At 68.6% G+C, this 18,123-nt stretch carries 18 protein-coding genes; 6 read left to right on the forward strand and 12 right to left on the reverse strand.

The genetic code is table 11. The annotated features are described in order from the left end of the window. Window positions 1-60 precede the first annotated feature (60 nt). Window positions 61-1,203 (reverse strand): acyl-CoA dehydrogenase family protein, encoded by a 1,143-nt coding sequence (locus ON19_RS12060; RefSeq protein WP_043690222.1) that lies wholly within the window; start codon window positions 1,201-1,203, stop codon window positions 61-63. An 88-nt stretch (window positions 1,204-1,291) separates the two neighbouring features. Between ON19_RS12060 and ON19_RS12065 the strand changes: the two genes are divergently transcribed. Further along, window positions 1,292-1,990: a winged helix-turn-helix transcriptional regulator gene (locus ON19_RS12065; protein ID WP_043690224.1), complete on the forward strand. Its 699-nt coding sequence runs from the start codon at window positions 1,292-1,294 to the stop codon at window positions 1,988-1,990. A 29-nt stretch (window positions 1,991-2,019) separates the two neighbouring features. Here the strand turns inward: ON19_RS12065 and ON19_RS12070 are convergent, their stop codons facing one another. From ON19_RS12070 to ON19_RS12085, 4 genes are read right to left on the reverse strand one after another with little or no spacing between them, the layout of a single operon-like run. Continuing rightward, window positions 2,020-3,309, reverse strand: a complete 1,290-nt coding sequence (locus ON19_RS12070; protein ID WP_043690226.1) for an acyl-CoA dehydrogenase family protein — start codon at window positions 3,307-3,309, stop codon at window positions 2,020-2,022. A 2-nt stretch (window positions 3,310-3,311) separates the two neighbouring features. Continuing rightward, window positions 3,312-3,950 carry a TetR/AcrR family transcriptional regulator gene (locus tag ON19_RS12075; protein WP_043690229.1) on the reverse strand — a complete coding sequence of 213 codons (639 nt, stop codon included), beginning with the start codon at window positions 3,948-3,950 and terminating at the stop codon, window positions 3,312-3,314. Next, complete coding sequence (locus ON19_RS12080) at window positions 3,947-4,996, reverse strand: zinc-binding dehydrogenase (RefSeq protein ID WP_043690230.1); 1,050 nt, start codon at window positions 4,994-4,996, stop codon at window positions 3,947-3,949. The genes ON19_RS12075 and ON19_RS12080 overlap by 4 nt, the downstream gene beginning before the upstream one ends. Continuing rightward, window positions 4,993-5,733, reverse strand: a complete 741-nt coding sequence (locus tag ON19_RS12085) for an SDR family NAD(P)-dependent oxidoreductase (protein WP_043690232.1) — start codon at window positions 5,731-5,733, stop codon at window positions 4,993-4,995. The genes ON19_RS12080 and ON19_RS12085 overlap by 4 nt, the downstream gene beginning before the upstream one ends. 243 nt (window positions 5,734-5,976) lie before the next feature. Here ON19_RS12085 and ON19_RS12090 point away from each other — a divergent pair, with 243 nt between their 5' ends. From ON19_RS12090 to ON19_RS12100, 3 genes are all read left to right on the forward strand, one after another. Beyond that, window positions 5,977-8,157, forward strand: a complete 2,181-nt coding sequence (locus tag ON19_RS12090) for a malate synthase G (protein WP_043690233.1) — start codon at window positions 5,977-5,979, stop codon at window positions 8,155-8,157. Window positions 8,158-8,599: 442 nt separating this feature from the next. Beyond that, a complete protein-coding gene (locus ON19_RS41795; protein WP_157229678.1) occupies window positions 8,600-8,752 on the forward strand; it encodes a hypothetical protein in 153 nt (50 codons plus the stop codon). Window positions 8,753-8,808: 56 nt separating this feature from the next. Continuing rightward, window positions 8,809-9,324: a hypothetical protein gene (locus ON19_RS12100; protein ID WP_043690235.1), complete on the forward strand. Its 516-nt coding sequence runs from the start codon at window positions 8,809-8,811 to the stop codon at window positions 9,322-9,324. Here ON19_RS12100 and ON19_RS12105 read toward each other — a convergent pair. Next, window positions 9,318-10,229 carry a hypothetical protein gene (locus ON19_RS12105; protein ID WP_043690330.1) on the reverse strand — a complete coding sequence of 304 codons (912 nt, stop codon included), beginning with the start codon at window positions 10,227-10,229 and terminating at the stop codon, window positions 9,318-9,320. The two genes, ON19_RS12100 and ON19_RS12105, sit on opposite strands and share 7 nt — an antisense overlap. A 132-nt stretch (window positions 10,230-10,361) precedes the next feature. Further along, complete coding sequence (locus ON19_RS12110; RefSeq protein ID WP_227954874.1) at window positions 10,362-11,009, reverse strand: hypothetical protein; 648 nt, start codon at window positions 11,007-11,009, stop codon at window positions 10,362-10,364. 58 nt (window positions 11,010-11,067) lie between these two features. On the opposite strand from ON19_RS12110, the gene ON19_RS12115 reads away from it, so the two are divergent. Both ON19_RS12115 and ON19_RS12120 read left to right on the forward strand, forming a co-directional pair. After that, on the forward strand, window positions 11,068-11,397 hold the full coding sequence (locus ON19_RS12115; RefSeq protein WP_043690236.1) for a hypothetical protein: 330 nt from the start codon (window positions 11,068-11,070) through the stop codon (window positions 11,395-11,397). After that, window positions 11,394-12,167, forward strand: a complete 774-nt coding sequence (locus ON19_RS12120) for an NAD(P)H-dependent oxidoreductase (protein ID WP_083899315.1) — start codon at window positions 11,394-11,396, stop codon at window positions 12,165-12,167. Before ON19_RS12115 ends, ON19_RS12120 begins: the two co-directional genes overlap by 4 nt. 8 nt (window positions 12,168-12,175) lie before the next feature. On the opposite strand, the gene ON19_RS12125 is transcribed toward ON19_RS12120, so the two are convergent. The 5 genes from ON19_RS12125 to ON19_RS12145 all read right to left on the reverse strand — a co-directional run bounded on the left by ON19_RS12125 (window position 12,176) and on the right by ON19_RS12145 (window position 17,967). Further along, window positions 12,176-12,823: a DUF305 domain-containing protein gene (locus tag ON19_RS12125; RefSeq protein WP_043690237.1), complete on the reverse strand. Its 648-nt coding sequence runs from the start codon at window positions 12,821-12,823 to the stop codon at window positions 12,176-12,178. 2 nt (window positions 12,824-12,825) lie between these two features. Further along, window positions 12,826-14,400 (reverse strand): LVIVD repeat-containing protein, encoded by a 1,575-nt coding sequence (locus tag ON19_RS12130; RefSeq protein ID WP_051168780.1) that lies wholly within the window; start codon window positions 14,398-14,400, stop codon window positions 12,826-12,828. Window positions 14,401-14,554: 154 nt separating this feature from the next. Continuing rightward, on the reverse strand, window positions 14,555-15,484 hold the full coding sequence (locus tag ON19_RS12135) for a hypothetical protein (protein WP_043690334.1): 930 nt from the start codon (window positions 15,482-15,484) through the stop codon (window positions 14,555-14,557). Window positions 15,485-15,527: 43 nt separating this feature from the next. Then, window positions 15,528-16,592: a hemolysin family protein gene (locus tag ON19_RS12140; RefSeq protein WP_043690241.1), complete on the reverse strand. Its 1,065-nt coding sequence runs from the start codon at window positions 16,590-16,592 to the stop codon at window positions 15,528-15,530. Next, window positions 16,585-17,967, reverse strand: coding sequence for a hemolysin family protein (locus ON19_RS12145; RefSeq protein WP_043690243.1), 1,383 nt, complete (start codon window positions 17,965-17,967; stop codon window positions 16,585-16,587). Before ON19_RS12145 ends, ON19_RS12140 begins: the two co-directional genes overlap by 8 nt. Window positions 17,968-18,123 lie beyond the last annotated feature (156 nt).

Raw genomic sequence — 18,123 nt, forward strand, 5'->3', positions numbered from 1 at the left:
TTTTCGCCCCCATCGAATTATGGGGGCGAGCGGCGGCGGCGTTAACGGATCGGGCAGGTCTCATCCGATCGGCGACTGCCCGAGCAGGACCCGGCCGGTGAAGTGGGTCTGCTTGGCCCGTGGCAACGGGTGGAAGAGGCAGCCGTGCACGTCCCGGTAGCGCATCTCCAGTTCACAGGTGCGGGAATAGCCGAGCCCACCGACGGTTTCGATGGCCAGGCGCACGGTGTGCACGAGCGCGTCCGCCGCGGCGGTCTTCCGGCTGAGCGTCCGGCTCGCGTACTGGTCGGTGTTGGCGAAGTGCAGGTTCTGCGATCCGTTGAACATGGCGTCGACGAGGTCGTTCGCGGTGGTGTGCGCGGTGGCCATCTCGCCGGCCAGTTGAACGGTGGGCGCGTCGGTCCGGCCCGCGGCCAGCGCGGTGGCGAGGCCGACCGCGCCGTCTGCGATGCCGAGGTAGGCCGCCATCACCAGCGGCATCGCCGCGCCGAGCACGACGTTCAGCAGTGGCGGCCATACGGTCGCCGGGCGGGCGAGTGACACGGCGGCGTCGGGAACGAACACGTCGTCGAGCACGACGGTGTGTGAACCGCTGGCCCGTAAACCCATAGTGTCCCAGGTCTTTTCGATTCGAACGCCGTCGGCGGCGAACGGGATGGCGCAGTGCAGCACCTGCGGGCCGTCCGGTGCGTCGTCCCAGCGCACGCTGGTCACCAGGACGGTGCCCGCCTCGCATCCGCTGGCAGGCGCTTTGCGCGCGTGCACCCGGTAGCCGCCCTCCACCCGCTCGGCGTGGCCGTTGGAGCCGACCCAATCGGAGGCGCCGGTACTGACCAGGATCGCGCCCGCGACCACCTTGGCGAACAGCGGGGCGGCGTCGATGCCGTGGTTGTGCCGCCACACCTGGGCGGCGACGAGGTGGGTGTGCATCGCGAAGGCGACCGCGGTGGAGGGATCGTGGCGCCCGAGTTCGCGCAGGATCGCGCCCATCTCGCGGTGGGTGACCCCGCCGCCGCCGAAATCGGCGGGGACGAGCGCCGCGGACAGCCCGCTCTCGCGCAGCAGGTCGAAGGCGGCGAGGGAGATATCGCCGGACCGGTCGCCGGCCGCGACCTCGGGACGCAGGGCTTCGCCGACGCGGCGCGCGCGGGCGATCCAGTCGATGGTGGTGATGTCGGTGATGTCGGGAGCTGTAGTGGTCATGTTTCGAAGTTAGGAACGGCCGCGATAACCGGATAGTGCAGAAAGTGGACCACCCCGGTCCAGAAACGAGACCCGTCCGCGAGGTGCCATGACGACTTCGATGCCGAGTTACGGCCAGTACTGCCCGATTTCCCGGGCGCTCGACGTGGTGGGCGAGCGCTGGTCACTGCTGATCCTGCGCGACCTGTTGTTGGGCACCACCCGGTTCAACGACCTCGCCCGTGGCTTGCCCGGCCTGTCGCGCAGCCTGCTCGCCAAACGTCTACGGCAGTTCGAGCGGGCCGGACTGGTGGAGAAGCTGGGCGGCGGATACCTGCTCACCGACGCGGGCCGGGAGTTGGAGCCGATCCTGTTCGGTCTCGGCGAATGGGGCACGCGCTGGAGTTTCGGCGCACCACGCGACGACGAGCGCGACCCCGCCCTGCTGGTGTGGTGGATGCACAAACGCGTGGACACCTCGTCGTTTCCTGGTCGGCGCCATGTGCTGCTGGTGCGGTTCACCGACGATCTGCGCCGCTTCTGGATCGTGATCGAGGCGGGCGTGCCCTCGGTGTGCGACTCCGATCCCGGATACCCCGTCGACGTCGCGATCAGCTCCGACGTCGCGTCGCTGTATCAGGTGTGGCTGGGGCGGCTGCCGCTGACGCACGCGCTGCGCATGGGCCGCGTGGGATTCATCGGCCCGCCCGCGCTCACCCGCCGGATGCCGTCGGTGCTGCGGCTCAGTCCCGTCGCCGGATACGCGGACACCTCACACGTCGGGGACACCGCCAAGCGCGCGTCCTGAACTCGGACGGCATCCCCGCGTGCGAGCGGTCAGAGGTTTCCGACGATGTGCTCGAGGCGCCGGGCCACCAGTTCGCGCGCCTTCTCCCGGAGCGCGGGCCGGTATCCGCTCGGGTACACCGGGTCGGCGGGGGCGTAGTCCTTCAGCACCTCTTTCGCGAGGGTGATCTTGTGCACCTCGGTGGGGCCGTCGGCAAGGGCCATCACCTCCGCGTAGCTGAGCATGTCGATGAACGGCAGGTCCTGGCTGACGCCGATCGCGCCGTGCAGGTGCAGCGCGCGCTGGGCGATGTCGTGCATCACCTTGGGCATGGCGACCTTGATGGCGGCGATGTCCTTGCGGACCTTCGTATAGTCCTGCTCCTTGTCGATGCGCCAGGCCGTGCGCAGCACCAGCAGCCGGAACTGCTCCATCTCGATCCAGCTGTCGGCGATGCGTTCCTGGGTCATCTGCAACCCGGCCAGCGGGCCGCCGCGCATCGGGCGCGAGACCGCCCGCTCGGCCATCATGTCGAACGCCTTGCGGACCATGGCGACCGTGCGCATCGCGTGGTGTACGCGGCCGCCGCCCAATCGGGTCTGCGCGACCACGAAACCTTGTCCCTCGGCGCCGAGCAGGTGGTCGGCGGGGACACGAACGTCGGTGAACCGCAGGTGTCCCTCGTGCTCGCTGAATCCGGCGACATGGAAGTTCTTCACGATCTCCAGGCCGGGCGCGTCGGCGGGCACGATGAACATCGACATGCCCTGGTACGGGCTCACGTCCGGGTCGGTCACCACCATGACGATGTGGAAGGCGGCGAACTGCGCGTTGGAGTTGAACCACTTCTCGCCGTTGATCACCCAGTGGTCGCCGTCGCGCACCGCGCGGGTTCGGAACAGCGTCGGGTCCGAGCCGCCGGTCGGCTCGGTCATGACGTAGCACGAGCCGATCTCCCCGGCCAGCAACGGCTCGAGGTAGGTCTTCTTCTGCTCCGGCGTGCCGTAGTGGGCGAGGATTTCCGCGTTGCCGGAATCCGGAGCCTGGCACCCGAATACCGACGGCGCCCACACCGACGTGCCGAGCACCTCGTTGAGCAGGGCGAGCTTCATCTGCCCGTAGCCGGGGCCGCCCAGTTCCGGCCCGAGGTGGCAGGCCCACAGGCCCTGCTCCTTGACCTGTTCCTGCAGCGGGCGCATGAGCGCCATCGCCTCGCGGTCGGTGCGGTCGTACGGATTGGGATAGAGCAGATCGAGCGGCTCCACCTCGGTCCGGACGAACTCCGCCGCCCAATCCAACTTCCGCTGGTACTCCGGGTCGGTCTCGAAATCCCAAGCCATGGTCAGCCTTTCGTGTCCCGCGCGGTGCTGGTCACCACGCCGTCGAGCAAAGTGCTCGTGAGGATGTCGGCGATCTCGCCGGGCGAGCGGTCGCCGTGCGGGCGGTACCAGACCGACACCATGTTCAACATGCCGAGCAGGCTGTTGGTGACCACGTGGTCGGCGGTGCGCAGCGCCCCCTCGGCGTGCCCGGCGTCGATGACCCGCTGCCAGCAGTGCTGGACCCGGTCGCGCAGGTCCTGCAGTTGCGCGGCGCGCTCGCCGGTGAGCGCGCCGACGTCGCGCAGCTGGATGGCCACCTCACGCTGATGCCGGATGATCAGCCGCACGTAACTGTGGATCAGCCTGCGCAGCTTGGTGACCGGATCGTCGGGGCCGTCGGCGATCTGTTCGGCGTCGGCCAGCATTCGCTGAATGTAGTCGCGCAGGATCTGCCAGAGCAGCTCCTCCTTGGAACCGATGTGGTAGTACAGCGCACCACGCTGCACGTCGGCGCGCTCGCCGATCTCGGCCACGCCGGTGCCGTGAAAGCCCTTCTCGGCGAACAGGTCGATCGCCGCCCGCACGATCCGCTCCCTGGTGTCGCTCGCCGTGGATTCGGCGGCGGGCGGGCGGCCGCGCCGACGCGAAGGGGCGGTCATCTCGACGGGTCCAGAACGATTTTGCCCACGCCGTCGGCCCGCTCGGCGAACATTTGATAGGCCGCGGGCCCCTCGGACATGGGGAGGTGATGGGTGACCACGGCTTCAGGCCGCAACCTGCCGCCCGCGGTGAGCTTCAGCAATGCGGGCAGTTCGTACTGGATCGCACACAGCCCGATGTGGAATTCGAGGTCCTTCACCTGCGCCGCCATCAGGTGGAACGGATAGGCGCGGTTGTGGCTGACGCCGATCACGCTGACCCGGCCGCCGTGCCCGACCGCGCTGATCGCCAGCTTGATGGTTTCGTCGGCGCCCACCGCCTCGATCGCGACATCCGCCCCGCCGCCCAGCGTTTCCCGGATCGCCTGCTTCGGGTCGTCGGACGCGACCGGCTCGGCTCCCAGGTCGGCGGCACGCTTGCGGCGTTCGGCGAGCAGGTCGACGCCGAGCACCCGCGCCGCGCCCATCGCGAAGGCGGACTGCACCGCCATGAGTCCGACCGGACCGAGGCCGATCACCACCACGGTGTCGCCGGGCGCGACTCGGGCGCGCCGGGCTCCGTACCACGCGGTGGGCGCGTTGTCGGTGAGTACGACGGCGGCGGTATCGCTCACCTCGTCGGGCAGCTTCGCCAGGTTGCCCGCGGCGTGCGGTACGGCGAGCAGTTGGGCCTGGCATCCCGCCAGCGAGCCGCCGAGCCCGTAGCAGGCGTCGACCGGGAGCGGGTGGCGCGCGCATGCGGTGACGATTCCGGCACGGCACTGCGGGCAGCTGTCACAGCCCGCCGACGCGGCGACCAGCACGCGGTCACCGACCGAGAACCCGCGCGAGTGCGGTCCCAGTTCGACGATCTCGCCCACCGCTTCGTGCCCGACGCCGTAACCGGCGCCCGCGACGAAACCGTGTCCGGCGTAGATGTGCAGATCACTGCCGCAGATGCCGGCGGCGGTCACCCGGACGATCGCGCCGTCGGGGCCCGGCAAGACCGGGTCCGGCCGATCGTTGTACGAGATCCGCTGCGGGCCTTCGTAAGTCAGAGCCTTCATCGCCAGCCTCCGTCCACCGCGAGGGTGGCGCCGGTGCAGAACGCGGAGGCGTCGGTGGCGAAGAACAGCGCCGCCCCGACCACCTCGCCGGGCTCGCCGACGCGGCGCAACGCGTTGTGCTTTGTGAGTTCCGTGCGCAGCTCGTCGGGCCACGCCGTGGCGATGTCGGTCTCGAAGGGGCCGCACTGGATGGTGTTGACCCGCACGTTCGGCGCGAACGTCTGCGCCAGCCCTCCGGTGAGGGCGTTGAGCCCCGCCTTGGCCGCCGAGTAGGGAACCGCGAACGGCTCCGGCCGCGCCGCCTCGATCGAGGAGATGTTGATGATCGAACCGCCGCCGTCGGCCGCCATGCGGCTGCCGATCAGGGCCGACAGCCGGAACGGGCCTTTCAGATTGACGCCGATGACCTTGTCGAACAACGACTCGGTGACCTGGTCCAGGCTCGGGTACAGCGGCGAGAGGCCCGCGTTGTTGACCAGCACGTCCACCCGGCCGAACGCGCCGTAGACCGTCTCGACCAGAGCGTCGCACTGCGACCAGTCGCTGACGTTGCAGGCCACCGGCAGGGCGCGGCGACCGAACCGCCGCGTCACCTCCTCGGCGAGCGCGGCGCATCCCTCCAGCTTGCGGCTGGCGATCACCACGTCCGCGCCTGCTTCGGCGAACGCGAGCACCATCTGTTTGCCCAGACCGCGGCTGCCCCCGGTGACGACGGCGACCTTGTCGGTGAGTGACACCTGAACTCCTGCGTGGGTCGAGAAATGTTCCGATCAGTACATTAAATCGGCCGCGGGTTACGATCAAGGGGCTGTCCGGCCGACCGCCGACGGCTCGACGACCCGCCGGGTGAAAACCCGCTCATATCGGCGTGGCGGACAGATTCGGGCACAGGGCCGGACGACCCGGCGCGCGGTGGCACCACTACCCGCGGGTAACATGGCTTTGTTTTCCCACCCGGTTTCGCGGAAGTGAGGCAGTAGATGACAGAGCGGATTCAGGTCGGCGGGCTCCAGGTGGCACGCGTTCTCCACGAGTTCGTCGAGAACGAGGCGCTCCCCGGGACCGGCGTGGATTCCGCCGCGTTCTGGGCCGGGGCAGAGCAGGTCGTCAACGACCTCGCACCGCGCAATCGCGCCCTGCTGGCCGAACGCGACGAGATCCAGGGCAAGGTCGACGCCTGGCACGCCGAACACCCCGGCGCGAACTACGACAAGGCCGCCTACAAGAACTTCCTGACCGAGATCGGCTACCTGCGCCCCGAGCCCGCCGATTTCCGGATCACCACCCAGAACGTGGACGACGAGATCGCCGTCACCGCCGGACCGCAGCTCGTGGTGCCGGTGATGAACGCCCGCTTCGCGATCAACGCGGCCAACGCGCGCTGGGGCTCGCTGTACGACGCGCTCTATGGCACCGACGCCATCCCCGAGGGCAACGGCGCGGAGAAGGGCACCGGCTACAACAAGGTGCGCGGTGACAAGGTCATCGAGTGGGCGCGCAACTTCCTCGACGACTCGGTCACCCTGATCACCGGTTCGCACATCGGCTCGACGTCCTACAAGATCGTCGACGGCGAGCTGGAGGTCGGCCTCGAGGACGGCACCAGCATCGGTCTGGCCGACGCCTCCCAGCTGGTCGGCTACCTCGGTGATCCCGAATCGCCGACCTCGGTGCTGCTGAAGCACAACGGCTTGCACATCGAGATCCAGATCGACCCGCAGTCCCCGATCGGCAGCACCGACACCGCGGGCGTGAAGGACGTCGTGCTGGAGTCCGCGGTCACCACGATCATGGACTTCGAGGACTCGGTCGCCGCGGTCGACGCCGAAGACAAGGTGCTGTGCTACCACAACTGGCTCGGCCTGATGAAGGGCGAGCTCGCGGAGAAGGTCACCAAGGGCGAGAAGACCTTCACCCGCACCATGAACCCCGACCGCGTGTACACCGCGCTGGACGGCGGCGAGCTGGTGCTGCACGGCCGTTCGCTGCTGTTCGTGCGCAACGTCGGTCACCTGATGACTTCCGACGCGATCCTCGACGCCGAGGGCAACGAGGTGCCCGAGGGCATCATGGACGGGCTGATCACCTCGCTGATCGCCAAGCACAGCCTGGCCGATGACGCGAAGCTGAAGAACAGCCGCACCGGTTCGGTCTACATCGTGAAGCCGAAGATGCACGGTCCCGACGAGGTCGCGTTCACCAACGAGCTGTTCGGCCGGATCGAGGACGTGCTCGGACTGGAGCGCAACACGCTCAAGGTCGGCATCATGGACGAGGAGCGCCGGACCACGGTGAACCTGAAGGCCTGCATCCAGGCCGCCGCCGAACGGGTGGTGTTCATCAACACCGGCTTCCTGGACCGCACCGGCGACGAGATCCACACCTCCATGGAGGCCGGGCCGATGGTCCGCAAGGCCGACATGAAGTCCCAGCAGTGGATCCTGTCCTACGAGGACTGGAACGTCGACACCGGTCTGACGGCAGGCCTGCCCGGCAAGGCGCAGATCGGCAAGGGCATGTGGGCCATGCCGGATCTGATGGCCGACATGCTCACCCAGAAGATCGGTCACCCGCGCGCGGGCGCCAACACCGCGTGGGTCCCCTCGCCCACCGCCGCCACCCTGCACGCGACGCACTACCACCTGGTCGACGTGTTCAAGCGTCAGCAGGAGATCGCCAAGGGCGGCCGCCGCGCCACCGTCGACGAGATCCTCGAGATCCCGCTGGCCGCCGCGCCGAACTGGAGCGACGAGGAGAAGCGCCAGGAGCTGGACAACAACTCGCAGTCCATCCTCGGCTACGTGGTGCGCTGGATCGACCACGGCGTCGGCTGCTCCAAGGTGCCCGACATCAAGGACGTCGCGCTCATGGAAGACCGTGCGACCCTGCGCATCTCCAGCCAGCTGATGGCCAACTGGCTGCGTCACGGCATCGTCACCGCCGACGAGGTGGTGGCCAGTCTGGAGCGGATGGCCCCGGTCGTGGACCGGCAGAACGCCGGTGACGCGAACTACCGGGCGATGGCCCCCGACTTCGCGGGCAGCATCGCCTTCCAGGCGGCCAAGGAGCTCATCCTGGAGGGCACCAAGCAGCCCAACGGGTACACCGAGCCGATCCTGCACCGCCGTCGCCGTGAGGCGAAGGCGCTGGCCTGCGTCTAGTCCGCGCCCAACGCGAATCCCCCGGTCCGTCGGCCGGGGGATTCGTGCTTCCGGGATCCGGAATTTCGACTCCCGTTTATCGGTCCGTTACCCTGGGGGCCGCACGAGATCGTTCGATTTGTGAGGAAGATTCATGGGAAGCGTTGTGCTCGACATCGTGGCATTGCTCGCCAATCGCGCGGCGATGTTCTGGAATTGGATGGCCACCGGATCGGCGGGCTTCCCGCCGCTGTGAGCGTGCGGTACGCGATCTACTTCGAGCAATAGGCAATCCCCTGGTCAGTTTTCTGGCCAGGGGATTTCGCGTTCGGGCCGGAATCGGCAAAAGCGTTCCGGAATGTTTGTTTTCACACTGTCGGGCTCGACTGTCCACGGACCGCGAGCGATCATCGGACCGCCGGAATTCGATGCGCGGTACCGTTCTCGACCACACGAGGCGAGCATGCGAGCTTTCGAAATCGACTCCGCACCGCTTCGCGGGCTATCCGTCACGCTTGTGGTGGCCGGCCGGATCGACGTGATCCCCATGGAGCTGGGCGATTTCGCCACCGATACCGCGCGCGAAGCTGCGGCCCCTCGTATCTTGAACACGTGAACTCCGCTGGGTCCGTGCGCACACGGTCGCGTATTCCTCGTTGGTTCGTGCTGTGGATGGGGCTCCTGACCGCCCTGGTCGTGCTCTGCTGCGCGGCGCTGTTCTGGCAACTCGCCGCGGAGGGCACGTTCCCGACCCTCGTCGTGCTGTGGGTGGTTCTCGGCGTGCTCGGCGGGATCGCCGTCCTGTTCGGGTTGCTCGGCCTGCTGCGCTACCGCGCCCTGTTCCACAGTCTCGCTTCGCCCGTGCTGATCGGCGTCCTGGTGGCGCTGACGCTCTACGACGTCCCGGAGGACACCGGCTGGCGGCTCTCCCGCGGGATCCTCGAGGACCAAGCTGTCGACTGCGCCCACTCCGGCCACCGCACCCGCCTGGGCGTCTACACCATCACCTTCATCACGCCCCGTGACGGCGGCTGCCTGTTCTACACCCAAGCGGGCGACCAGGACTCGGAAGGCTTCGCCTTCTTCCGCGACCCGGCCACCCCACCCCACCTCGGCCCCCCGTCCACCAACGGCGTCGAATACTCCGCCTTCGACGGCCAGTGGTACCGCTTCATCGACACTCACTGAGCCCCGTCGCCGAAGACCTCCTCGAGAGTGCCGGCGGTGACGGCTCGGGTGATCCATTCGGTGAGGCGCGCGTCGTCGGTGCAAGCGTTGATTTCGGCGGCCAAGGCCTCGGGGACGTGGAATCCGCGAGTCGCGAGCACGGTCAGCAGCGCCTTGGCTTCTCCTTCGGCCTTGCCTTCCGCTTTGCCCTCGGCTTTGCCTTCGGCTATTCCGTCGGTCCTGCCGTCGGCGTACAGCTGCTTGAAGTACTGGCTGTAGTACGGGGACGTATCGGTCGTCATCAGCATCTCCAGGAAGTGCCGGGCCGCTGCTTTCGGCAGAGCGGCCAGTACCAGGTCAATGTACCTTTTACCGTCCGCCGAGTCGTGTGCTGTCGCGGCGAGGGCGGTGAGGATCGCGTCGCGTTCGGGATCGTTGCGGTGGGCGATGGCGGACAGGGCGGCTAGATCGGGGCGCTCGTGCGCGGTGTGGGGGTCGCTGACGACCGGCACGTTGGCCGGGCTGAGCACCATCGGCGAGAGGGTGAACCCGGGCGCTACGGTGATCGGACGACGGCAGTGGGCAGCGGCGCGCTCGTTCGGGCACACGACGACCAGCAGGACGAGGCAGCGCAGGCGCGCACGCAGTGTTGTCAGGTATACCGGCCAGCTCCACGCCTTGTCGTCGTCGCGCTGCAGTTGCACCTCGACGACGATGCCGAGGACCGGGGCGCCGGCGGCGGTGAGCGTGACGACCAGGTCGGCGCGATACTCGGTCGGTTCGATGTCCGGTAGGTCGCCCGAGTCGACGCGTGCGTGATCGAACTCGGGAAGCGATAGTCCGAGGGTGGAAGTCAGCAGTTCCGCGACCAAAGTCGGTCTGCGCCGGACCAATTCGATGAGGACTTCGTGCACCGACGAGGGCATGGCGGGCACGATACCGATAGCCACCGACAGGTGCGGGTGGGGTTGATCACCACTCGAACGGCAGTGGTTGGCGGGGCTCGATCCACAGTGCTTCGGCGAGGGCGCAGAGCGTGCCGTCGATGCGGGCCAGTGCTACGCCGACCTGTGTTTGCGGCCGTTCGCCGAGATCGGCCAGCCGTAGGAGAGGTAGGGGGCGCCGGCGCGGACGGGTTCGAACTGTGTGGCGGTGAGGGCGGCGGTCACCGCGCCCGGGCGCAGGTCACGCAGGGCCATCGCGGCCCACCCGCCGGGGCAGTCCAAAGCGGCCCAGACGTTTTCGGTGGAAAGAAGGCCATCGGGACCGCCCAGGGAGAGATCGGGGGTCCATGCGGCGATGACCATGTCGTGCGTGGGCATTGCCCAGGGGGACAGGCGCAACCCACGGCCGGGCGGGCAGGCCGCGCCGCAGCCGTAGCAGTGGCTCATTTTGCGCAGCACGTCGGCTGTCGCACTCGCCGCTCGTGCCTGCGCCCACGTGGGCGCGGGCCGCGGCGTGACCGTAACCGTCGACGCGGACGCTTCGGCGAGCACCGCACCGTCCTGATCGGTGAGTGCCGCGCCGCCCGAGCCGTCGGCGGCCAGCACGACTGGGGTGTCCACCGAAACTGTGCGGCGGAAGTCGACGCGCACTTGCTCGGAACCGCTCGCGGCGGCGAGCAGCCCTGCCACGTACCCGCCGAAAGCCACCCCCGGATAACCCCGCACGTGCCTCGGCACCGTGAACGCATCGGTCCGAATCATCCGCTGCCCAACCTCTCCCGGCCGACGATCGTGACCCGGTCCAGCTGACGATACCGTCGTGGTGTCGCCGGTCCGCCGTCGGGCGACCGTCACGGTCATCACGATGCTCGTCGCGCCCTGCTCGGCGAGCGCGAGCGCGGCAGCGAGGCCTTGTCCCGCCGCCGCCCGTGACGACGACGTGCCGGCCCTCGAACGGCTTATCCGGACACTCCGCATTCCTCTCCGCTCGGGTTCGCTCGCCGGATCGACGGTCGTCGAGGGCACCGCCCCCATCGCATTCCACGAGACTCCGCAGCCGGAAGGACGCCGGGTTGAAGGTGTCGCGTCCGTGCAGGTCGGCGCCACGCCGGAATTCCTGCGCGCCCAGGGCTGTTGCGCCCAGACGTGACGAAAGCTGGATCGAACGTACTGGTCGTGTACGCCCACCCGAAGCCGGACTCACTCACCGGCGCGCTGAAAGACGTTGCCGTGCGGCAATTGCGGACGCAGGGTCACGAGGTTCGGATCACCGACCTCTACGCGATGGGCTGGAAGGCCGCCGCCGACACCGACGATTTCGGCGCGGTCGCGGAACCCAACTTCATGCTGGCCTCGGGCGTGGCCTACCGCAACGGGACACTGAGTCCCGACATCCGTGCCGAGCAGGAGAAACTGCTGTGGGCGGATGCCGTGGTCCTGCATTTCCCGCTCTGGTGGTTCGGCATGCCCGCGATCATGAAGGGGTGGGTGGACCGGGTCCTCACCTGCGGTTTCGCCTACGGCGCCGGTGGCACGGCGCTGCCCAGGTACGGGGCGGGCGTGCTGGCGGGCCGGCGTGCGATGCTCGTGGTCTCGATCGGGGGCAAGCAGCCGTCGTATTCCGACCGCGGGATCAACGGCCCGGTCGAGGATCTGCTGTTCCCGATCCACCACGGCATCCTGTACTACACCGGCATGGACGTGCTGCCGCCGTTCCTGGTCCACGACACGATCCGGCTCGGCTCGGCGCGCTTCGACGAGGTCGCCGATGACCTACGGCGGCGGATGTCGGATCTGGCGCAGCTGGCGCCGATTCCGTACCGCCCGCAGGCCGGGGGCGACTACGACCGCAGCCTGCGCCTCGAGCCTGGTCGCGAGACGCGCGGAGTGACCGGATTCGAATTGCATGTGGCGTCGTGACCTGGTGGTCACGGCGGCGGGGCCGCCCCGCGCTGGGTGAGCAGCATGCCCATCATCCCCGCTTCCTGGCCCTGCCCGTGGATCATGGCACGGGCGATCTCCTTGACCGGTCCCGAGCGCAGGAGCCCGTCGGCGGCCTCGGCCATCGCGATTCCGCCCTGGTGATGCCGGAACATCAACTGTAGGAACAGGACTTCCGCGTCGCGGCCGCGCGCCGTCGCCAAGGCATCCAGCTCCGCGGTGCTCGCCATCCCCGGCATGAGGGGAGTGGGAGCGGGCTCCGTGACCGCTGCGGGGTGCCGATGCGGCGACGCGTCCGCGGCGTGCATCCACGCCATCGGACGGTCGGAGCTCGGGGCCGCGTCCGCCAAGCGCAGCCAGCCGAGCATGGTGCCGATCTCCAGCCGCTGCGTGCGGTCGAGTTGCTCGGCGAGCCGGGCGATCGCCGGGTCGACCGAGCGATCGAGCCGCTGCACCATGAGCAGCGCTTGCTGGTGATGGGTGGTCATGTCCTGGACGAAGCCGATCTCCACCGCGGTGAGAACGGGTGCGGCGGAACGGTTCTCCGGGAATGCCAGTGGCCGCATCGCGGCGCCCAGCACGAGCAGCGCGAAGGCCGTCGAAGCCAGGGCGGCGATTCGCGTCCAGCGTCGCATCGCTAAGACCCGACGATCGACTGCTGGTTCGCCGGAGGCGAGTACACGTCGTTGTCCAATTGCAGCACCATGAATCCGTTGTCCGAGCACGCGACGTAGAGTTGCGATCCGCGCCATTCCGGCGGCGAGAAACACCAGTCGGTGGACACGTCGCCGAAGGCGAGGCGACCGGTCCGCGGGGTGGTGGCATCCAGCGGGTTGAACTGTCCCTCCAGCACGGCGCGCACGGCGGGGGGCGCGCTCATCAAAGGAACGCCGATGAGGGAGGCGAGCGCGTGCGGCGAGTTCCACAGACTCAGGTTCTGTCCGGTGCGGGCGGGCGGGTTGTAGTAGGCGATCTCGCGGATGGCGTAGGGATCGCGGATGTCGAACACCCGGATGCCCGAGGAGATCCACCCGCAGGCCAGCGCGGTCGGGTTCTCCTGCCGGTCGGCGGCGCAGTAGTGCGCTTCGTAGGCGAAGGCGGAACCGCCCATGGAGGACCCGATATTGCTGTCGAGGTGCTGGGGCAGGTTGATCTCGAGTTTGATCTTGTTGGCCACCGTGGGCGCGGTGTCGTCGGAGACATCGATGAGTTTGACGCCGCCGGAACCGCCTTCGTCGACGGTGTATAGGTAGGGCTTGCCGTCGTAGCTGACCGGGACACTGTGCTGGGTCGCCCAGCCGTCCGTCCAGAACACCCGGCCGAGGTGGTGCACCTGCGGGTTCGGATCGCGGCGCTGCACCGCGCTGATGTCGAGGACGGTGAACCCGCCGAGGGCGGAGATGTACATCCGGTTGCCGTCCGGGCTGATGCCGAAGCCGTGCGCTTCGATGCCGGTCAGTCCCTGCCACACCACGCGCGGGTCGGCCGGGTCGGTCAGGTCGACCGCGCTGACGAAACCGGGCGCCACCCCCGAGGCCCAATAGGTGTTGCCGTCGGGGGAGAAGCCGCCTTCGTGCGTGGTGATCGGCAGCGGCATCGCCAGATTCGTGCCGGGGCCGGGATTGAGCAGCCGCGGGTGTGCGCAGTCGGAGACGTCGTAGACCGACAGGTAGCCCACGCCCTCGAGGAAGGGAACACCGGTGCCGACCAGCAATTTCCGCTCGGTGTTGACCTTGAGGCTTTCCCAGGTGCCCGCGAGCATGGCGGGCTCGGTCAGCGTCGTCGTCGGGCGCGGGTTCGCCGGATCGGACACGTCGAGCACCTGGACACCGCGTCCCTCGCTGATCAGGTCGCCGGGGAAGAACGAGCCCAGGTAGGCGCAGTGCTCGAAGCTGGTGGAGGTGATGCCGGCGCCACGGCCCGCGAAGCCGCCGACGAAGGACATATTGCACCGGTAGCCCTGCGTGCTGCGCCCGCTGTCGCGGTCGGCGGCGGTGACATCGCCTTGCAGACCGCCCTCGGGTGCGGAACCCGGTCCGCAGTCGGCCCGGGGGACCGAGGTGCGTCCGACGTCGAGGAATTCTTGGACCGCGTTGCGGGTAACCGATTCCGGATCGGCCGAGGCGCTCACGGGCAGCAGCATGGCCGTGACCATGCCGATGGTGAGCAGAGCCAACGGTTTGGCACGGCACAGTTTGGCCACTGGGCGCATCGTCGCGTCCCCCAACTTCGTCTTCGGGCTTGGCTGGCCAGGGTGACTGGGACAGTCACCGCTGAACTGACTGAATGGTAGTAATTGGCGGTAACTTCGGGGGACGGTTTCATCGAATCCCGCACGGATTCGCGAATTTTTCCGTCGAGGCGCGTCAGCGCGGGTGGGCCGGCTGTGTGTGCTCGTCGGCGTCCGCCGCCAGCAGTTCGTCGCAGACGCGCAGAAAGGTTCGGCGCAGTTCGGCGGCGCGCTGCGCCAGCGCGGATTGGGCGCGGACGTACTCCGCCCGCCCGGCAGCCGTCTCGATGCGCACCGGCTCGTAGCCGAACCCGGACAGGTCATAGGGGCTGGCGCGCATGTCGAGTTCGCGGGCGGCGCAGGCCAGCTCGAAACAGTCCAGCAGCAACTCGGAGGAGATCAGCGGGACCAGCTTGAAGCCCCACTTGTACAAGTCCATGTTCGCGTGCAAGCAGCCCGGCTGTTCGCGGCGGAGCTGGTCGGCGCGGGTGAGCGGCTCGGCGTTGCGGCCGACGGCCTCCGGAGTGAAGAAGCGGTAGGCGTCGAAATGCGTACAGCGCAGCGCCATCGAGTCGACCACGGCGTCGGTGCCCGCTCGTCCGAGTCGCAGCGGCACCTTCTGATGCCGGATGTCGTCGGTGCGATACACCATCGCCCATTCGTGTAGACCGAAGCAGGACAGCTGGGCGGGCCGGGACGCCGTGGCGCGCAACAGGTTCGCGACGAACGCGACGGTGCCGCGACGTTTGGCCAGGTAGGCGGGATCGGCTGTGTAGCTGCCCGCCGCGGTGCCCTCGGCACCCGAATCAGACGCCCGGTCGGGGACGACGAGGTGATACCCCCGTGCGCCGTGATACTCGGCGGCATCCACCAGCCCGGTGCCGTAGCCCGGATGCCAGCGCCGCAACTGGGCGGGTTTGTTCCCGTAGTAGGTGAACAAGAAGTCGATCACCGGGTGCGACGAACCCTGCGCCCGCCGCTCGAGATAGGGCCCGACCAACTCGTCCAGCCGGGCCCGGTGGGCGGCGGCGCGGGCCCGCCACTGCGCACCGGACAACACCCGCATGGTCACCCCACTCCGGCCGGTCCGGTGACGCTCGCCCCGATCGTCATTCGCCCACCCGGTGCGTGCCGTCTCGGACGGTGCCGACGAACTCCTCCACCAGGTCTTCCAGGGCGACGATGCCGGTGGTGTTACCCCGCTCGTCCACCACGCGGCCGAGATGGCTGTTGGTGCGGCGCAGCCGCGCCAGCGCCTCGTAGAGCGTGGTGTTCATGCCGACCGTGGGCAGCGGGCGGATATCGGTGCGCGGGATCGGTGTCGTGGGACCTGCGCTCTCGTCGGCGACCTTGTCGAGCACGTCCTTGACGTGCAGGTAACCGACCAGCGAGCCGTCGCTCGCCCGCACCGGGAAGCGGGAGAACCCGGTCTCGGCGACGGCGGATTCGGTGTCACCGAGCGTGGTCCCGTTGCCGCGCAGCGGGATCGATCGGGTCGCGTCCAGGGGCACCATCACGTCGGCGACCACCCGGTCACTGGTGCCGAGAGCCTGCGTGAGACGGCGGTGCTCCTCCTCGTCGAGCAGTCCCTCGGAGCGGGACTCGCCGATCATCTCGGCCAGCTCGACCGTCGAGACGGTGGCCTCCAGCTCGTCCTTCGGTTCGATCCGCAACAGGCGCAGCGACAGGTTGGCGGCCAGGTTGTAGAACGCGATGAGCGGGCGGGCCAGCCGCAGCCACATCAGGTGCGCCGGTACCAGCAGCAGCGCGCTGCGTTCCGGCCCGGCCAGCGCGATGTTCTTCGGGATCATCTCGCCGAACAGGATGTGCAGGATGACCACGATGGTCAGCGCGATCGCGAACGCCACCGGGTGCAGCAGCTGCTCGGGCAGGCCGAGCAACTCGAACGGTCCTTCCAGCAGGTGCGCGACGGCGGGCTCGCCGACGCGGCCGAGCAGGATCGAGCAGATCGTGATGCCCAGCTGTGCGGCAGCGAGCATCATCGAGAGGTTCTCGCCCGCCCGGATGACGGTGTTCGCGTTCCGCTTGCCCTGTGCGGCAAGCGCTTCCAACCGGTCGCGGCGGGCGGAGATGAGTGCGAACTCGGCGGCGACGAAGAAGGCGTTGCCTGCCAGCAGTACGACGGTGAGCAGGACGCCGAACAGGTCACCCATGGCTGTGCTCCTTGGTCGCGAGGGCGTCGGCGTCGACCGGGATCAGCCGGACCCGGTCGATGCGCCGTCCGTCCATGCGCTCCACGCGGGCGACCCAGCCGCCCCCGTCGGGGCTCTCGGTCACCGTCCACTGCTGCGAGCGTGGATTCGGCAGCACGACCTCGTCGCCCGTCACCGGGATGCGGCCGAGCCTGGTCAGTACCAGGCCGCCCAGCGTCTCGTACTCGCCTTCGGGGGCGTCGTATCCGGTCGCCCGGGAGACCTCGTCGATGCGCAGCAGGCCCGAGCAGTCCCAGCCGTCGGAGACTCGCCGCACGTCGCGCTCCTCCTCGTCGTGCTCGTCGCGGACGTCGCCGAGGATCTCCTCGATGATGTCCTCCATGGTGACCAGGCCCGCGGTGCCGCCGTACTCGTCCACCACGAGAGCGACCTGCATGCCGTCGGCGCGCACGCGCTCGAGCACCTCGTCGCCGTCCAGGCTCGCGGGCACGATCGGGACCGGCTGGGCGAGCCGGTGCAGGGGGAACGTCCTGCGCGCGTGCGCCGGGCGAGTGAACGCCTGCTTGACGTGCACGAAGCCGAGGGTGTTGTCGAGGTCGCCATCGATCACCGGGAAACGAGAGAAGCCGGTGCGGCCTGCCGCGTTGATCAGATCGGCGATGGTGCCGTCCTTGTCCAGCGCTTCGATCTTCACCCGCGGCGTCATCAATTCCTCGGCGCTGCGCTCACCGAACTGCAGCGAGCGATCCATCACCTGAGCGGTGGGCTGGTCGAGCGCGCCGCGCAGCGCGGAAGTGCGCACCAGGGAGCCGAGTTCCTGCGGCGAGCGGGCCGAGCGCAACTCTTCGGCGGGCTCGACGCCGAGTCTGCGGACCACCCAGTTGGCGGTGCCGTTGAGGAAGTGGATCATCCATTTGAACACCACCGAGAACGCGATCATCGGCCCGGCCGTGACGCGGGCGGTGGCCAGCGCCTTGGCGATGGCGATGTTCTTGGGCACCAGCTCGCCGTAGATCATCGACAGCGAGGTGGCCAGGATCAGGGCCAGCGTCAAGGCGACGCCGCTCGCCGCGGCGTCGCTCAGCCCGAGACCGGTGAACACCGGATTCAGCAGCCTGGCCAGCACCGGTTCGGCGATGTAACCGGTGATCAGCGTCGTGATGGTGATGCCGAGCTGGGCGCCCGACAGCTGGAACGACAGAGTGCGATGCGCCTTGCGGACCATCCGGGCGCGGACGTCACCGGTGCGGGCGTGCGCCTCGACGGTGCTGCGCTCCAGCGCGGTGAGGGAGAATTCCGCGGCGACGAACAGGGCGGTGCCGACGGTGAGTGCGATGAACCCGATCAGGCTGAGCGCGGTGAGCGCGATGGACATCCTCAGCACCACCTGAGCGGTGCCGGGAGACAGCCTGTGCTGATTGGGACTACTGCGGGGAGGAGGACGCCGGGGTGGTCACCCGGCTCGGTAGAGGAGCCCTCCTGTACGGCGCCCTTGGACGCGGGTGACAACTGGATCCTTTCGCAAATTTGT

The organism is Nocardia abscessus NBRC 100374 (assembly GCF_000308455.1).
In the GTDB taxonomy this organism is placed as follows: Bacteria; Actinomycetota; Actinomycetes; order Mycobacteriales; family Mycobacteriaceae; genus Nocardia; species Nocardia abscessus.

Bases quoted from the DNA above. Each gene is read 5' to 3' on its own strand.
- ON19_RS12075 (WP_043690229.1), bottom strand. From the start codon at position 3,950: ATGACCGCCCCTTCGCGTCGGCGCGGCCGCCCGCCCGCCGCCGAATCC.
- ON19_RS12060 (WP_043690222.1), bottom strand. From the start codon at position 1,203: ATGACCACTACAGCTCCCGACATCACCGACATCACCACCATCGACTGG.
- ON19_RS12065 (WP_043690224.1), top strand. From the start codon at position 1,292: ATGACGACTTCGATGCCGAGTTACGGCCAGTACTGCCCGATTTCCCGG.
- ON19_RS12140 (WP_043690241.1), bottom strand. From the start codon at position 16,592: ATGGGTGACCTGTTCGGCGTCCTGCTCACCGTCGTACTGCTGGCAGGC.
- ON19_RS12070 (WP_043690226.1), bottom strand. From the start codon at position 3,309: ATGGCTTGGGATTTCGAGACCGACCCGGAGTACCAGCGGAAGTTGGAT.
- ON19_RS12105 (WP_043690330.1), bottom strand. From the start codon at position 10,229: ATGCCCTCGTCGGTGCACGAAGTCCTCATCGAATTGGTCCGGCGCAGA.
- ON19_RS12145 (WP_043690243.1), bottom strand. From the start codon at position 17,967: ATGTCCATCGCGCTCACCGCGCTCAGCCTGATCGGGTTCATCGCACTC.
- ON19_RS12125 (WP_043690237.1), bottom strand. From the start codon at position 12,823: ATGCGACGCTGGACGCGAATCGCCGCCCTGGCTTCGACGGCCTTCGCG.
- ON19_RS12100 (WP_043690235.1), top strand. From the start codon at position 8,809: ATGGGGCTCCTGACCGCCCTGGTCGTGCTCTGCTGCGCGGCGCTGTTC.
- ON19_RS12080 (WP_043690230.1), bottom strand. From the start codon at position 4,996: ATGAAGGCTCTGACTTACGAAGGCCCGCAGCGGATCTCGTACAACGAT.
- ON19_RS41795 (WP_157229678.1), top strand. From the start codon at position 8,600: ATGCGAGCTTTCGAAATCGACTCCGCACCGCTTCGCGGGCTATCCGTC.
- ON19_RS12130 (WP_051168780.1), bottom strand. From the start codon at position 14,400: ATGCGCCCAGTGGCCAAACTGTGCCGTGCCAAACCGTTGGCTCTGCTC.
- ON19_RS12090 (WP_043690233.1), top strand. From the start codon at position 5,977: ATGACAGAGCGGATTCAGGTCGGCGGGCTCCAGGTGGCACGCGTTCTC.
- ON19_RS12135 (WP_043690334.1), bottom strand. From the start codon at position 15,484: ATGCGGGTGTTGTCCGGTGCGCAGTGGCGGGCCCGCGCCGCCGCCCAC.
- ON19_RS12110 (WP_227954874.1), bottom strand. From the start codon at position 11,009: ATGATTCGGACCGATGCGTTCACGGTGCCGAGGCACGTGCGGGGTTAT.